13 protein-coding genes and 1 pseudogene are annotated in these 15,794 nt (G+C 58.9%); 3 read left to right on the forward strand and 11 right to left on the reverse strand.

Annotated features, from left to right (window positions below; all coding sequences use genetic code 11):
• Positions 1-256 precede the first annotated feature (256 nt).
• A complete protein-coding gene (locus WM40_RS27975) occupies positions 257-1,312 on the reverse strand; it encodes an LLM class flavin-dependent oxidoreductase (protein ID WP_024905049.1) in 1,056 nt (351 codons plus the stop codon).
• A 624-nt stretch (positions 1,313-1,936) separates the two neighbouring features.
• Here WM40_RS27975 and WM40_RS15565 point away from each other — a divergent pair.
• The 3 genes and pseudogenes from WM40_RS15565 (at position 1,937) to WM40_RS30185 (ending at position 6,098) form a co-directional block, all read left to right on the forward strand.
• A complete protein-coding gene (locus WM40_RS15565; protein WP_052738355.1) occupies positions 1,937-3,274 on the forward strand; it encodes a sensor histidine kinase in 1,338 nt (445 codons plus the stop codon).
• Positions 3,275-3,461: 187 nt separating this feature from the next.
• A pseudogene (locus tag WM40_RS15570) lies at positions 3,462-4,205 on the forward strand (response regulator transcription factor); the annotation flags it as partial.
• Between the two features lie 168 nt (positions 4,206-4,373).
• Positions 4,374-6,098 (forward strand): hypothetical protein, encoded by a 1,725-nt coding sequence (locus tag WM40_RS30185; protein ID WP_046153313.1) that lies wholly within the window; start codon positions 4,374-4,376, stop codon positions 6,096-6,098.
• A 23-nt stretch (positions 6,099-6,121) separates the two neighbouring features.
• On the opposite strand, the gene WM40_RS15580 is transcribed toward WM40_RS30185, so the two are convergent.
• The 10 genes from WM40_RS15580 to sctV all read right to left on the reverse strand — a co-directional run bounded on the left by WM40_RS15580 (position 6,122) and on the right by sctV (position 15,789).
• Positions 6,122-6,577: a CesT family type III secretion system chaperone gene (locus WM40_RS15580; protein WP_024905054.1), complete on the reverse strand. Its 456-nt coding sequence runs from the start codon at positions 6,575-6,577 to the stop codon at positions 6,122-6,124.
• 168 nt (positions 6,578-6,745) lie between these two features.
• Positions 6,746-6,928 (reverse strand): hypothetical protein, encoded by a 183-nt coding sequence (locus tag WM40_RS15585; protein WP_024905055.1) that lies wholly within the window; start codon positions 6,926-6,928, stop codon positions 6,746-6,748.
• Positions 6,929-7,110: 182 nt separating this feature from the next.
• Positions 7,111-7,371 carry a hypothetical protein gene (locus WM40_RS15590; RefSeq protein WP_024905056.1) on the reverse strand — a complete coding sequence of 87 codons (261 nt, stop codon included), beginning with the start codon at positions 7,369-7,371 and terminating at the stop codon, positions 7,111-7,113.
• Positions 7,372-7,461: 90 nt separating this feature from the next.
• Positions 7,462-8,712 (reverse strand): FHA domain-containing protein, encoded by a 1,251-nt coding sequence (locus WM40_RS15595; RefSeq protein WP_024905057.1) that lies wholly within the window; start codon positions 8,710-8,712, stop codon positions 7,462-7,464.
• Positions 8,713-8,852: 140 nt separating this feature from the next.
• The gene (locus WM40_RS15600) at positions 8,853-10,067 is read right to left on the reverse strand and encodes a hypothetical protein (protein WP_046153314.1); all 1,215 of its coding nucleotides are present in this window, start codon (positions 10,065-10,067) and stop codon (positions 8,853-8,855) included.
• Complete coding sequence (gene sctS / locus WM40_RS15605) at positions 10,064-10,327, reverse strand: type III secretion system export apparatus subunit SctS (RefSeq protein WP_024905060.1); 264 nt, start codon at positions 10,325-10,327, stop codon at positions 10,064-10,066. The genes WM40_RS15600 and sctS overlap by 4 nt, the downstream gene beginning before the upstream one ends.
• Positions 10,328-10,364: 37 nt before the next feature.
• Entirely contained in the window at positions 10,365-11,018 is a 654-nt protein-coding gene (gene sctR / locus WM40_RS15610) for a type III secretion system export apparatus subunit SctR (RefSeq protein ID WP_024905061.1), read from the reverse strand.
• On the reverse strand, positions 11,002-12,717 hold the full coding sequence (gene sctQ, locus WM40_RS32310; protein ID WP_157685817.1) for a type III secretion system cytoplasmic ring protein SctQ: 1,716 nt from the start codon (positions 12,715-12,717) through the stop codon (positions 11,002-11,004). Before sctQ ends, sctR begins: the two co-directional genes overlap by 17 nt.
• Positions 12,718-12,807: 90 nt before the next feature.
• Positions 12,808-13,665, reverse strand: a complete 858-nt coding sequence (sctP, locus tag WM40_RS27980) for a type III secretion system protein SctP (protein WP_157685818.1) — start codon at positions 13,663-13,665, stop codon at positions 12,808-12,810.
• Positions 13,666-13,737: 72 nt separating this feature from the next.
• Positions 13,738-15,789, reverse strand: a complete 2,052-nt coding sequence (gene sctV / locus WM40_RS15625) for a type III secretion system export apparatus subunit SctV (RefSeq protein ID WP_024905064.1) — start codon at positions 15,787-15,789, stop codon at positions 13,738-13,740.
• Positions 15,790-15,794: the final 5 nt, after the last annotated feature.

Genomic DNA, 15,794 nt, shown 5'->3' on the forward strand with positions numbered 1-15,794 from the left:
CAAAACTTGAACAGAATCTAACCTTATCTATCGATTTACTCCGATTGTCGCTTAATCAAACGCGCGTGACACCTTGGCGCGTTAGCGCCCGTATGCAGGTGCTATCAGCGCATCGGAGGTCCGAGCCTTCTGAAGGCTGGGACAAAACCGGAGTAATTCTTAATTTTTAGTGCGAGGTAAGAACGTTCCGCATTCCCGTCTGAATGAAGAAGTAATACCCACGCGGCACGCGGGTCCTTGTATCGCTCCTGTCAACTCAAATGAGATGCGTCGTGGGTACGGCGCGCGCGGCGTCTTGTTGCAGCACCGGCATGACATCGTGTGCAAATCGCCGCATCGATGCCAGGACACGCGGGTGCGAGAGATCGCCGAACCAGAAGCTGGCGCTGAAATAATCGCAGCCTAGCCCTTCCCTGATGCGCCGCAACTGATGGATACATTCATCGGTGTTGCCGATGATTAGATGATCGTCGCGTAATTGCGCATCGGACGGCTCACCCGGAATTGCTTCAACAGGCACATGACCATCGACGACGCCTCCCTGGCAGAAGCGCATGCGCCATGTCGCGCGTCCGTTCCAGCGCGCCTGTGCAATGGCGTCGGCGGCATCCGCTTCGTTTTCGGCGACATACACCGGTCTCTGAGTTCCGATACGTAGGCCCACCAGACGTGGTGCGAGGTCCGGATAGGCCAACCTTGGATTGGTCAGACGCGAGATAGGCTCCAGTACACCGGTAAACATATTCGCTCCATGCGCAACAGCCCTTTCGATACTCTGCCGTTTGCTGGAATTCACGACCATCCAGACCGGCATCGTTCGCTGCATCGGTTGTGGCACGAGATGGGTTGGCGGTGTCGTGAAATGATTGCCCGCAAATGAAAAGGATGGGCGGCGAAGCGCCGTAAGCAATAGTTCCTGGGCTTCCTCATCGCGCTGTACATTAGTCGTTCGGTTGATCTGGAAGCGCTCATATTGATAACGCTGGTACCCCATCCCGATACCCAGTTCGGCGCGTCCACGGCTCAGTACATCCAGGGTCGCGATTTCTTCCGCTATGGTCAAAGGATGGTGAAGCGGCACGGGAACGATCGCCGGACCCAGGCGGATACGATGCGTGCGCGCAGCGATATGGGCAAGAAGCAGTAATGGCCGCGACGAATGGGAGTAATTGGTGAAGTGATGCTCGGCAAGCCAAAAGTGACTGAAGCCCAATGCCTCCGCGCTGCACGCCATATCCATTGCACGGGCGTATGACTCGCCGGCAGGTCGGGGAGAGGCGGCAGGCATCGTCAGAAAAAGACCGAATTGCATGGTGAATTCCTATCGGGGAGCGATGATCGATGCCGTATTAACGGACATTGCATCTGCTCCTCACTTACGCGATCCGAAGCCGCGACGTCAAATCCGAATTGCAACATTACGAGAAGCTGTCAATCATGGCTGTGGTCGCGCCGAAGTCTTTCATGATCTTGAATCATCGACAAAATCAATGCCATGCATATTTAGCACGATCGTGCGAATCATGTTACAGAACCGTCTTTTTGTTTCATTGAAATATCATAAATAAGACTCATTATCGTTTCTGCAGAGTGATTGTTGCAGTCAGTAAAACACTCGTTTCGGCGTTGTATGGAGAAAATTACCGATACATGTGAAATGCGTGTCAATAAGCTGATGATCGTGTAATGTCCCTACAATTGAAATAGGCCACGTTCGTTGTATGATCCATTGCGTACGATCCGCACGCGGTAAGCTTTAGCGAGGTTTTGTGTCATGAAACAGCCTAGGAATTATTTGCTTTGTGCATGTGCGGCAAGGGTTAGTTAAGAGGTGGATCTGACTTGTTAAAGGGTAGATCGGCCAACCGGGAATCAACCGTTAAAACGTTGAGGGCTTGGTGAAAGGATCAGTGATTGCAATGCGCGAAGCCGAATCATGATCGGCAAGCCGCTGGCAAGCGGAATGCGCGATGACGTCCTGGCAGCGGTCTTGGAGAGCCAGCCCTGGGGCACGCTCGTACTGGACCGCGCGCGGTGCTGTGTCTACGCCAGCGCCGGTGCGCTGCGTTTGCTGCAACAAGATGCACCGTCCGGGCTGTCCATCGACACTTTGCTACCAACACTGGCCGAAGCGATTCGCCGTCAAATAAATGCCCGTGAAGTTGGCGCCGACAGTCACTTTTACGCCGCGAACTCCCCGCGTGACCGGGCTGGCGATGCAGTGCAAGCCGAGGCGTTGCAGGATCGGTCATACCGCCAATCCATCGGGGAGGTGCTTGCACGTGGACTCGAGGTGCCGGTTGGCGCGCAGTGGCTATGGGTACGTGAAGCGCCATTGCGTATGCATGGTGCAGCGCCATCTTATGATGCGGGATTGACGACGATGAGTCTTGTCGATGCGACTGATATGCGACGCGCGTTAGATGAGCGGATGGCATCGTTGCGTTTCATGTCGCACGATTTGCGTTCGCCACAGAACGCCATACTTGCGCTGACGCAATTGCATGACCAAGATCGTCAGGCGTTTGACGAATGTGGCGGGTTGCAGCGGATCGGCGAACTTGCCCGTTTCGCGCTATCGCTTGGTGATGATTTTGTCTTCGACTGTGTTGCCAGCGGCTGGCAGCATCGGGATGCCGCCCGTTTCGATTTGTGCGCGTTGCTGAAGACGTTGGTGCCGCAGTGGAACGTGGCTGCCGTGTATCGCGGCGTGTCCCTGCGCGTGTGGCTGGCGGACGGGCACGCTGCCTGGATGCACGGTGTGAAAGTGTTCGTTTCACGGGCTTTGCAAAATCTCGTCGACAACGCGATCCAGGCCTCGCCCCGGAATGCGGTGGTGGCGCTCTCGGTCAGCACGCGCGAGAACACTGTGGTGGTCACGATTCAAGACGAGGCCGGGGGTTTGCCAGGCCTGGCCGCCTGTCGGGACGTACCGATGACGGATTTCGAGTCGATGGCGGGGCATACGCGCACGGGACAAGGCCTGGGTCTGCGACTCAGTGAAAAGGTGGTCCGGATGCATGGCGGCAAGCTATGCGCGCGTCCGGTATGGGACGACGATACCCGGCCGAGCGCGGATGTGGACGTGGTGATGCGGAGCGGGAGTGGCCGATGCGTTGGTACGGTCTTCGAAGTAATGCTGCCGGCGTTGGCGGTCGGGCGCATGGCCCGCTCCCGAATGGCCGCGGCACAGGTTGGAACGCAGGGGAGCGGGGCGGGGCCGCGGGCACGTATCAGCGGGCTTGAGGCCCGCGATGCGCGTCGCGGTAGCTGAAGCCTGCGGATCGGATATCGATGATATACACATAACGAAGCGCGGCCGTTCAGCGGACGCCATCAGACCAGCGAGGCTGCACGGACGGTTCCGACGGTTTCGCATAGCGGGAGCCACCGTGTATCGGCGGAGCGACGCTTGCACGCGTCGGGAAGCGCGCGCCGGTCGCAAGTAGACAACCGAGCCCATGGCTCAGAATCGATTGACGGATATGATGCGCAAGTCGACACGGATTTTATTGGTTGAAGATGATCTGGTGCAGCGCTCGCTATTGACTTCCTGGCTAAAAGGCGAGGGCTACCAAGTGGAGGCGTTTGAAAATGGGCTGGATGCTCGCGCGCACCTTTCGGATCACTGGGCGGACCTGATCATTCTGGATTGGGACATTCCAGGTATCCCCGGCGACAAGCTGCTGGCCTGGATTCGTGGCCGGTCGAGGTCGATGGTGCCGGTAATCTTCCAAACGGTGCATTCGTCGGAGCACGACATCGCTCGCATCCTGGACACGGGTGCCGACGATTTTCTGGTCAAGCCGTTTGACAAGCTTGTTCTGCTGGCTCGTATTCGCGCGTTGCTGCGACGTTTCACCAATCAAAGCACCGAAGGACGGCGGATGATCGTTGGTGACTATTCGCTCGACAAAAGCAACTTGACGATCTCCGGATGCGGGCACACCCATACGCTCGGGACGAAGGAGTTCGAGCTGCTGTGGTATCTGGCACAGCATCAGGGAACAGCCGTGCAACGCCAGGACATCCACTCGGTGGTATGGGGCTGGGATGGCGGCGCGCAGAGCCGGTCAGTCGATACGTACGTCAGCCGTTTGCGAGCGGCGTTGAAGCAGATAGGCGTCGACTGGACGATCCAGTCGGTCTATGCCAAGGGATATCGCCTGCATCTCCCCGAGCGACCTTTCTCAGCCGACGCGGCGGGCGGCGCGGGCGGTGATGGCGGCATAAAGGACCTCTCGGCAATGGATCGAAGGCCTGACGGCGACGAACCTGCACGGCGGAAGTCCCTGGACACCACGCTCGCGGGACGTAATCATCGCAATGCGCAATGGACGGACATGGCCACGCCTGTCCCAACGTATTGATCCGTGCGGGCTTGGAATATTGCCCTGCTGAGCGTGGCGTTCGTATCCGCATGGGTGGTGCCTTCCTTTGGTGACGAAACCGGCGCACGGTTGCCACATCGATCTCCGGCGTGGCAGGTCTCGCGGTTTCGCTATACCGCGGCGCATACCCCGCTACATGAAATGCTCGACGTCCTGTCGGCACTGACGCATGTGGTCATCGATCAGGACGCGGGCTTGCGCGGTTTCGTCGATGGCCGATTCGACATGCCGCCGCAACGCTTCCTCGACTGGTTGACGGACCATTACGGTCTTGCCTGGTATGACGATGGCGCTGTGCTGCATATTGGCGCACGTGCCAACGATCACCCATTGCTGGTGCGACTCAACTATGGCAATGTCGGCGATGTACGCGCACTGTTGCGTCGTGCCGGGCGTCTTGATGCGCGTTATCCATTTTCAGATGGGCCGATCGATGCGCGCGCCGTTGCGACGAGGGTGATACAAGCGGACAGGATGCCGGACGACAGACTGCTTCGCATCACGGGACCTGCCGCCTATCAAGCCCTGGTGCTGAATGCGGCGCGCTTGGTGGAGCAGGCCGCGCAGCTGCGTGCGATCGACCGGACAGGGGCAGGCGCCGCGATGCCGCCGCTGGCGGTCCGCGCCATTACGCTACGCTATCGGTCCGCGGCCGATCGCATGATCATGGTTGATGGTCATCGCACGACGATCGATGGTGTCGCCAGTCAAGCACGGCGGGTGTTGATTCCTTTTGACGCGGCCCGGCAGGGTGTGATCGAATTCTCCCCGGCGTTGCCGGCATTGGCAGCCGATCCGCAAACCAATACGGTGCTGATCCGAGACCGCGCGGACAAGCTCGACGTGGATCAGGCTGTCGTCCAGACTTTCGATCGCCCCGGTGGAACAGTAACCATCGATGTCGTATCTGTGCGGGTTGCCGATGACGACATGGTGTCCATGTTGCATGCGTTGATGCGATCCGGCGATGAAAAGGACGGTACGTCGGAGGCCACAGCGCTCGCCAAAAATGACGGCGACGATATGGCCGCTGTGGCCCATCCGTCGAGCGCGTTGCGCGATGAGGCGCATGCATCTAACGATGACGTACCACACCCGCCCGATGCGGTGCTGCCGGGAATCGCCGATCCGGCGGCCGGCGCGCAGAGCAGGCATTGGCTGATTCGTGCGGACGATCAGCGCCGTGCGTTGCGCGCGCGGATCGCTATGCTGGTGGCGCGGCGCCACGCATCGATCCAGCTCGACGATGTGATGATTGCCTCGGATGGTGTCATGACGGCGCTGGAACGCATAATGCCGGCGTCAACGTCAACGTCAACGTCAACGTCAACGTCAACGTCAACGTCAACGTCAACGTCAACGTCAACGTCAACGTCAACGTCAACGTCAACGTCAACGTCAACGTCAACGTCAACGTCAACGCGTGGCAATGGCCAATCGCTGGCACCTCCGATTGATACGGTGTCACTGCGCGTGGTTTCCACCGCTCCCCCGAGTGCGAATGCCTCCGTGGTGCAGTCTGTGATGGCTCGGCGCACGACTGACGTAACGGCGTCGGCTGCGCGATTGGCGATCGAATTACGAGCCGGTAATGTCATTCATGTCATCCGCTGCGTCGTGCCTGAGAAACAGACTCTGGTGCTGTTGGACCCGGCGGGCGAAGGTTACATGCGCGTTACGTTGCTGAGGCCGCAACGGCAAGGTTAGCGCCGGCTCTCCGCATCGGTTTGTCATGCCCGCAACCATGTGTAGTCGCCGTTGATCAGGCCGGTAAACATTTCGTCGCTCGATTCGATGATGTTGGATCGCCAATAACGGCCGTGCTCCGCATAGTGCGTGAACAAATCAGCGACAACCGTGCCATCGACATCATCGCTCAACGGCAGACGTAGTATTAGCACAATGCTGCCGGTATCGGTATCCAGTCCCAGTTGTGCCTGGTCCTGTGCGTAGATCAGAAGATTTGCTTCCAGCAACAGCCGGAACACGAGCAGGGTACGGCCCGCTGTGACGGTGCCGTAGTGAAAGTTCACATACATTGCTTCCGGGTCGTTCTCGAAATGATCGAGGCGAACGTCAAAACCCTCCACTGTCAACGTGCGCGTTTCCAGCACGTAGTCGGGATCGGGAAGATCGACGACGGCGCAGACGTCTTTGACCACGTCGGCAAATAGTTCGATGCTCATGTAGACCTCGCCGATCGGGCTAGTCGCGTCCCGACACGCCGAATTCAAAAATGGGAAACCGCGGCGGTGATGCGCCGGGTCTTGGCCCGGAGCCTCCCCGCCTGGTTTCCCGGCAAGGGCGAGACCGCGAGGCGCCAGGCAAGCCAAGCACCCCACGAGCAGCCTGTATCAGCCCTTTTTGGACATGTCCTCCGTGTCCGACGCGCCGGTTTTTGCGACATTCAATACGGAATCCAGCATCGACATCTCGATCTGTGCATTGGCCGCGGCCATCATGGTCGGAATCATTGTCGACAGTTCGCTGGAGATACCGGCGGTTGCACCTGCTGCGGATGAGGAACCGAATGACATAGTGATGCTCCTTGAAAGTGAAGAAGTAAAAGCGAACGATATGGCATGCCCTATTTCAGGGGTCATGACGCAGTCATCTCGTTCTGGTCTACACCGGCTTTTTTGCCGATGTCTTGTTTGCGCGTTACCGCGCGAATGCATCTACATCATGCGTAACGTTGCCCGAGGCGCGGTACAGGCCGTCAGTGCATCGGGGTGTCGCCGTACGCCAGGTCGGCCATCCGTTCCACCATGCGCTGCGCCGCCACCATGCCGCGGTACAGCGTTTGCATGTCCGCGCGCTCGCTTTCGTTGCGGGCCTCGTGGGTCTTGTCGCTTATCCGCTGCGCAGTGGCCGCGAATGCGGCACGGATGGTGCTCACTCGTTGATGTGCATCAATCGATGTCAAAACGCTGGGCAGTTGCTTCAGTTCATGGCGTACGGCTTCGATCTCTTCGTACATGCTTTGCTCCGTTGTTTGGGTGGACAGCGTTGATGGCGATGTCCGGGGTCGGGGAACGTATTGTCAGTAGCGCGGTGTTTGTCGTACGGGTCAGTCAATGCGTGATCGCGCTGGAATGAACGACTCCCGCAGCGATGGATTGGGGGTCTCAAGTTCGTTCGACGCGGTGAACAGGTGCTTTACGCCGTCTTCTGTCTGCACGTATCGTGTGTCGCCTATGACAATCATCTCGGAATACACATTGAGGCCGGTGGTCGGGGGCAACTCGCCGACGTCCACGTCGATCCGCGTCACGTTTGCGTCCAGGTCCGCCTGTACGCGGTTCAGGTCGTCACGGAATTTCGAGATGGACGGCACCTTGCCGGTAATAGCAAACGCACCGTTGCCGATATAGCCAACCCGCAAACTGTCCGTTGCCAACGACTCCGAGAGGTTGGCGATATCGGTTTGCGCCACGTCGTACTGCCGGGCGATATCGGCGCCGGGGAACTGTTTGAAGACGTTGCGTGCGGTGATGTCATCGCCCGCCGTGCTAACCATCCCTTCCACAATCACGGCTTTTTCCCCGTGCGCCCGCACGTGCAGGCCTGCCAGGCGGGCTGCAAGCAGGGCACTCTGCACGCGTTGCGCCAGTGGCGTGCCGGTATCAGCGGAAGCAGGCGGCCGATGAAGCGTCTCGTACAGTAACGTAGTCAACACCACAATGACTGCGGCACCCATGGCGCCGGTGCAGACGTTGCGCAACCAGTGCTGCGCGCGCGTGGGTGGTTGCAACCAGGCGGTGCCGCCTGCATGGTTTTGGTCATCGTTGTGTGCGGACGTGGACCCTAATTGTTCGTCCGGCGCGTCGTCATCGTTCGCACTGTATTTGTTCGTATACATGCCGGCCAGCAATTGGATATCGGGTGGCCAGGGTTGATCTTCGTCACCGAAACACAAGGCGGTGTTTCCGAATGGGAAAGGGACAAAGTCCGGGATCAAAATGACGGACGGATCGAACGCATCGGCGTCATTGGCAACGGTGTCTTCATGAATTGCATTGTCGGAATATTCGTCTTCGCCATATCCCCTGCCGTGCCTGCGCGCGTTGGCCAACGCGCCGTACGTGTCATCGGCGTGCGGTGCCGCGGCTTCGTGATGTGCATCGAGCGCAGCAGGGCGGTTGTCAATCCGCTTGGCGCTGATGACACCATCGTCGCGCAACGAAATCAGCACTTCGTCGTCGTCCCAATCCGTGATGCAGATATCGGTATCGTCCGATCTGCCGACGCGATATGATCCTGGCGTCAGTCGCGCCTGGATGCCCGCGTGGGTGCCGGTCAGAATGCGAAGGATCTTCATGCCGATCTTCCAATTTGGTTAAGACTACGAATTTAAAATGACTGTGCTTTGACGAAGGCAGTGTACGGCGTCGATATCGTGTTCCAAGACCTTGATGCGAAGCAATTACATTGTTCACGAAGTAGCCTTTGACCGTCTCGTCATTCCCGCTGCTTTTCATCTCCATGCAAGCGAGCGGAGACCCGTTCGGGCGTTTGCCGCGATGCCACGCCGCTCATCGTGTTGCTGACCTGGCGCAACGACCGTTGCAGCAATGACGGTGGCAATGCGCGGCCGCCACTGAATAAAAGCAACGGTAACAGCGCATGGTATGTTGCACATCCGGGCGCCGCGGCAGCACTGGCCCCTTCAAGCGGAGAGGGCGCATTGACGGTGAATGTTGCAGCAGCCGGTCGCGTGTCGCCAGGCTGTCCGTGCCACGTCGATGGTGATACTGGCCTGGTGATTGGCTTGCTTGCCGATCTTTGTTGCAAGTCGCGATAGACATCGGCAATTCCGTTTTCGTAAAACGCACCCTGGCTGCCCAGCCGCAGCCGCGCTTGCAATGCGTCCCGGGTCAGCGCCAACGCCGGTAGGGTAGTCCGTGCGGCTGCATTGCCTCGTGCTTGCTCGCCGAGTAGGCGATGTTGATCGACCCACGCGGCGCGCATTCGGCCTTTCAGTTCGAGCGGACGATCGGACCATTGCGCGGCAACCGACTGCATGATTGAACTGGACGGCAATATGGGTGCGGCGGAGGAGCCCTGCCTGAATACGGCTGTCCCGCTATGCGGCAGCCGGTTATCGGCGGACGAAAGCGGGGAAGGCCTAGAAAACGGTAAAACGCGACTGTTGTCGTCCTGCTTGCGCCCGCCTTGACGATCATCTCCGGCGTTGGAGCCTTGGTGTGATCCCTTGCCCGACTGTTGTCCGCGACCTTGGCCTTGACGGTCGTCGTGCGCACCGTTTCTGGATTGTTTTCCACCTTGCCGATTGCCGTGAGATGGCGATCCGTTTCGCGACTGCCCGCCATAGCCGGAGATCGGACGGACACGACCGCGGCGGGGGCCCTGGCGGACGCCGTGGCCGTCGTCGTCGGGTCCGTTCCCGTGTCCACCGCCCTTGCCTTGCCCTTGATTGCCATTGACACGTCGGGGTACGACGCCGGCTGCCGCCATTCGTTGCATGATTTCACCATGCCGCGCGGCACGCGGCTCCGGGTCATGGTCGACATGGGAAAATACGACATGCCGGTAACTTCGGGCTTTCGTGCGATGTGCGCGTCGGCGACGTGCCTGGTGCGCTGATTCTTCGGTGAGCCCTGCCACCCGCTCCACAGGCTGATGGGTCGGGTGTCCGGTGCGATCGATACTCATGATGGGATGGCCACGGTAACCAGTTGCTGCGCGAAGCGCAAAATCGATGCACCGCCCCACGCCGCCGTCATGGCTACGGTGGCACATACTGCGATCAGCTTCACGCTATGCGAGATCGTCTGGTCCTGCAGCGATGTGATTGCTTGCAGGAATGACACCAGTAAGCCGGACACCGCCGATACGATGATGACGGGAAGCGTCACGTAGAGGCAGAGCAACATACCCTGCATCGTCAGGCTAATCAAAGCATCGGTATTCATCTCGTATTCCGGTAAGAGGCCGTGTCGGATAGCATTGCTATACGCGATACGTCATGATGAGTCCGTGTATCAACTCGGACCAGCCGCTCATTGCCACGAAGAGCAGTAATTTGAACGGGATCGCGACGTTGGTCGGCTGTATCTGGTTCAGGCCCATCGCCAGCAGAACGTTCGCGACGATCAGGTCGACGACGATGAAGGCGATGTACAAAAGAAAGCCAATCTTGAACGCATCGGTCATCTCTGTCAGCGTAAAGGCCGGGGCCAGCACGATCAAGTCGTCTTCGCGTAGCTGCGACGCCATGGCGGCAGGCCAGACCACTTTGGCTGAACGCAGAAAGAAGCGTTTCTCGCGTTCCTTGGCATGCTTTTGCAGAAATGTACGAAAGGGCTCGCGCGCGGCGCCGAACGCCTGGATCATCATCTGCGAAGGCTCGTTGGATACCTGCTCGTGCTGCAGCGTATCGAATGCGCTCATGCCGACGGGTGCCATGATGTAGATGGATACCAGAATGGCAATGCCGTTGAGCACCATGTTCGGGGGCACTTGCTGCACGCCCATCGCGTTGCGAAGCAGTCCGAGCACGACGACGATTTTGGCGTACGACGTGACGACCATGGCGATGAAGGGGATCATGCTGATCGCGAGAACCGCGATCAGCATCCCGGTAAAGTCACTGAACTGGATCATGGCCGTTTGCGATATCGAGAACGCGTACGCCGAGATGTTCGCCAATGGTCACCAGTTCGCCGGTGCCGATCACCTGGCCATATGACACCATTCGGACGCGGGCATCGGCCAAGGTCGTGGGTAACTCCAGCACGTAACCGCTGCGCAACGCCGACAGTTGGACCAGCGGCAACGTGACGGTCTCGATTTCGAAGCGGATTGGAAGATCGAGGTCGTCGAGAGACTTCGTGGCATGCTCTTGCCGGACCGCATCTTGCTCCTGTGCGCCGTCCTCGCATGTCGGCTCGTCTGTCATATCGCGGTCTTCTAATGGGTCTTTCCAGTCGCCGTCGCCCGCTTCGTCGAGATTGTTCAGACGGGCCAGGTCATCGGCGCGGCTGACCTGGTAAGCATTGGAACCCTTGTGGCCAAGGGTTTCGTCACGTTCCGTTACGTCGCGGGAGGAAGGATGCGAAGGCATGAAGGGGTCCTGGTTGAGTGTGATACGGGTGCCGGACAGCAAGATGGGGGTTACCCACTGGCGCGCGCCAGGGACGCCCCATTCGATACGTGCGGCAATATCGCGATGCGGGGTTGCGTGTTTCGCGTCGACAGCGGTGTCGTCATTCCGCCATTGCGTCGATTGCGCGCGAAACCATGGTGTCAGCGATTGCTGTATCGCACGAAGAACAATGTCGCCGGGACGCAGGGCATTCAGCTGGCGCACGGATAGGGTGCGCGCACCCAGTACGAGATAGCCGGGAATGCGCAGCGCACTGATCACACCGCCAAACGGGATGCGCTGTTGCGAGAACCGGTGTTCGAGGCGTTCGAGCCAGCGCGACGGGATATGATCGATCACGCCTTTGTGATGATGATCGTCGAGCGTGAAATGAAGGTGTAGACGCGCAAGGTTTTGTCGGTCCACGGTGGTGGCGCTGGTGCCGTGCCGGATATCGTTGACAATGAGGTCCTCGAGTCCCAATTGTCCGAATGCATCAAGCAGCGGGGCCAGTATCATAGCCGTTACCGTATGGCGTAGCGCGTCCGGCATACCGATAAAGGACGCCGTGGACGTGCCTGTCTGCCAATGTTGCTCCGGTGTCACGTCATGCCTGGATGCAGGCGGCATGGTCGGCTGAGCGATGGTGGCTGCGCTGGCCAATGCTGGATAAAGATGCGGATCAACGCCGATGCGGGCCGTCCCGCGCTCGTGTTGCAGCGCTATCCACACCCACGATGGCGCTTGCGTCCCTGAGCGCGGTGATCCCGCTGTGCCGTTCGTGTCCGCTGCGTTGGCATTGCTGCCATTCAAGACGAGGCGCCATTGCGAGATGCCGAAGTCCTGTGCCAACGTAGCCGGAACACGCGCGTCACAAAGCAGGCGGCTTAGTCGCGCGCTGTTGGGCGTGAAGCGCGGTAATTGATGGGCGCTGTCACGTAACGGACGCCATGTGCAGACCGTACCGCTGGCGATATCGATCGTGCGACCTTGTCCGGGGCCTTCTGCATCGGGCCGATGCACGCCTGTCAGCCATTGGCCTTCGGTACACGATTCGGTCGCTGCGTTGCCACGATGCTTGGCGAGGGTATTCGTGGGACGGTTCGCGGTGCGGTTGGCCAGTCCGATTGAGCTTGTCAACGGTGCGGGGAGAGTCGCGCCGCCGGAGAGGGCGAGCGGCAAGCCCTTAGGCTTGACGTAGCGTGGCATCGAAGTCATCGCTTTGGTGTGTCCCAACGTTAATGTGGTTGGCTTTGGCGTGCTTGCCATGATTAGCAATTGCCGCGAGATCGCAAACTGGAAGACGCGTCAGGTGATATCGATCTGGACGTCACGTGGCGTGGCGAGTTGGTTCAGCAAAGCAACCAATCGGTTTCGCAGCAAGTGTTTGTGCAGCAAGAGTATCTTTTGGGTCATCTGATCCGATACCTTGAAGCGAAGCATCAAATCAAAATGCGAAAGCGTCAGACGCAAGGCGCAATCCGGCAGCAACGTGGCGGCAAGCTGGATATCGATGGTCCAGTTACCATTGGCGATGATCGCTTCGTCACAGCAGAAGTCGGCGAGCCGGTCTGCAAGGAAGTGCATCAGTCGCGCAACTTGCGCTTGCTGTCGCGCCAGTTGCGCGAGGACCGGCGCGGACAAGCCAGAAAGCCTCTGCTCACGCGCCAATGTAGCCAACCGCAGTGTTTCCGGGCCACCTGCGTGAACCAGGGTATCGAAGTCTCCGGCGTAAGCATAATCGGGATCGCTTGCAAGCTTATTTTCGAGATGACATACGCTATCTGGCACATGATCTTCCGCTGGATTCGCTGCTGTGTCTTGCTGCCTCGATGCGTCGTGCTGCATGTCTCGAGGATCGGCCTTTGTCCCCGACGCGTTGACGTCTGCCAGCCCGCCGGACGATGCATCGCATTTTCCCAGTAGGCGCGCGGCCCGTTCATTGCGTTCACGTGCGACACGAAGCAACCTTTCATAATCGATGCCTGCGCGGCGCAGTTGGGGCGATACGCTATTCGCGGGCGCGTCGCGCCGACCCCGCCCCAATGCGACGTCGACAGCACCGTCACGCGCAATGGACAATGCATCCGCGCCATAAACTGAAGGACCACTGTTGGTGGCCACGTCTGACGGCGGCACGATGCGTGGACGAATGGGTTGGCTCACGCCTGCCTTCCAAGGTGGAGATATGCGCTGCGTCGCATCACGAACGTATGCGACGGTCTAAAAAAAGGCGAATCAAAGGGTGACGCGCCCCAGTGGACGCAATTCAACATGTTCGCCCAGCTCTTGATAAGAGAAGACCGGTAGCCACGCGATCCGGCTTTCAATCATCCGGCGCACATACCGGCGTATATCCATCGATGTCACCAATGCGATGTCATCGCGCGGCATGCTGCCCGCATAGGCGGTGATGCGCTCACATAAGGACTGGATTTGATCCGGTTGCAAGGCGAGGAAGTTGCCCGTCGGCGTTTGCTTGATCGACTGCCGGATATGCTGTTCGACATCGTTTCCGAACAGGACCGCGTCGAGCGTCGCGTTACCCCGGGCCGCCCGGTAGGCGACGTAACGGGACAGGTCGCCTCGCACGTATTCCGCAAGCATCAGCATATCTTTTTCTTTCGGACCCCATATAACAAGGCTTTCCATGATGCTGCGCGCGTTGCGGATAGACATCGACTCTTCGAGCAAGCGGCGCAGCACATCGGCGATCCTCTGAAGCGGCAAGGCTTTCTGCACTTCAGCCACCAACCCGGGGTAATCCGCCCCGAGTTGATCCAGGACCCACTGCGTTTCCTGAATGCCGACAAACAGGTGTGCACGAGCACGCAGTTGTGCGATTGTCTCGTTGGCAATGATTTCTTCGGACCGCCATACGGTGATTGTTGATGGCAATTGCCGTTCTCCGGCCCAATAGCCTTGCGACAATCCGCCCGCAGCCGGTCCCGGTTCGCAGGCGGCGGCTAATTGCGGGTCTGTCGCGGCGCCGGGGACCAACACCTTGCCGGCCGGGAGGGTTACCCGTGATGCTGGTACGTCGTGAATCAGGATTTCGTACGTATCGGCGGGCAAGTCTGCACCGGGCCACATCAGGATGCCGGGAAAGGGCAAGCCCAATAATTCCTGTAACTGCTGGCGTTGCGCATCGAATGCGTCGTTCAACAAGCTGGGCGACAGTCTGCCGATCAGGTCAGGAGACAATCGCACACCTAGCGCACTCGTGAATTGCGGCGCCTGTTTGAGAATGGATGGCGTATCCGCTTTTGCACCTGCTCGTTGCAACGCCGTGACCGACTCGCCGCGGGCGGGCTGCTTCCCGCCCTCTTTGTTCTTTAACTTATAGCCGCTAAACGCCAATACACTAGCCAGCAACAGGAACAAGGGCCAGGGGAAGCCCGGGACTGCGGCAAAGCCGCATAGCATGACCGCGGAGAAATAGAGCGCACGGGCATTGCCGGCGACTTGCATCAAGATTTCGTTGCCGAGGGAGCTGCCGCCATCCTGGCTTTCATCGGAGACACGGGTGATCATCACGCCCGCCGCGACGGAAATAAGCAAGGACGGAATTTGCGACACCATCGCGTCACCGATGGACAGGATGGAGAAGCGGTTTGCCGCCTCCCCCGCCGTCATGGCGTGATAGGCGACCCCAACGGCGATCCCGGCGACCATGTTGACGAGTGTAATGATCAGGCCTGCGATTGCATCACCCTTGACGAACTTCATGGCGCCGTCCATGCCGCCATAGAGCTGGCTCTCCACGGCAAGGCGCGCGCGTTTGCGGCGTGCTTCGTCCGCGGTCAGGATATTCGCGCGTAGATCGGCATCGATGCTCATTTGCTTTCCTGGCAGCGCGTCCAATGTGAAGCGGGCGCCTACCTCGGCAACCCGTTCCGACCCCTTAGCGATGACGATGAACTGCACCGTGGTGATGATCAGGAATACCACCAGTCCCACTACCAGATTGCCGCCGACGACGAGTTCCCCAAAGCTTTCGATGATCGTGCCCGCATCGGCATGCAGCAGGATCGATTTCGTTGAGGCGATGTTTAGCGAAAGCCGATAAAGCGTGGTGAATAACAGTATCGAAGGAAACGACGACAGCAGGGTGATCTGCGGGATATACAGTGTCACCATTAATAGCGTGACGCTGACGCATATATTGATCGACAGCAAGACGTCGATGGCGTCAGGCGGCAGCGGCAGAATCATTAAACAGATGATCGCGATCAACAGAAGCGCTACGCCTATTTCACCGCCACCCGGCAGTTTCAATGTCTTGAACATGCAAA

Source organism: Robbsia andropogonis, assembly GCF_000970345.1.
In the GTDB taxonomy this organism is placed as follows: Bacteria; Pseudomonadota; Gammaproteobacteria; order Burkholderiales; family Burkholderiaceae; genus Robbsia; species Robbsia andropogonis.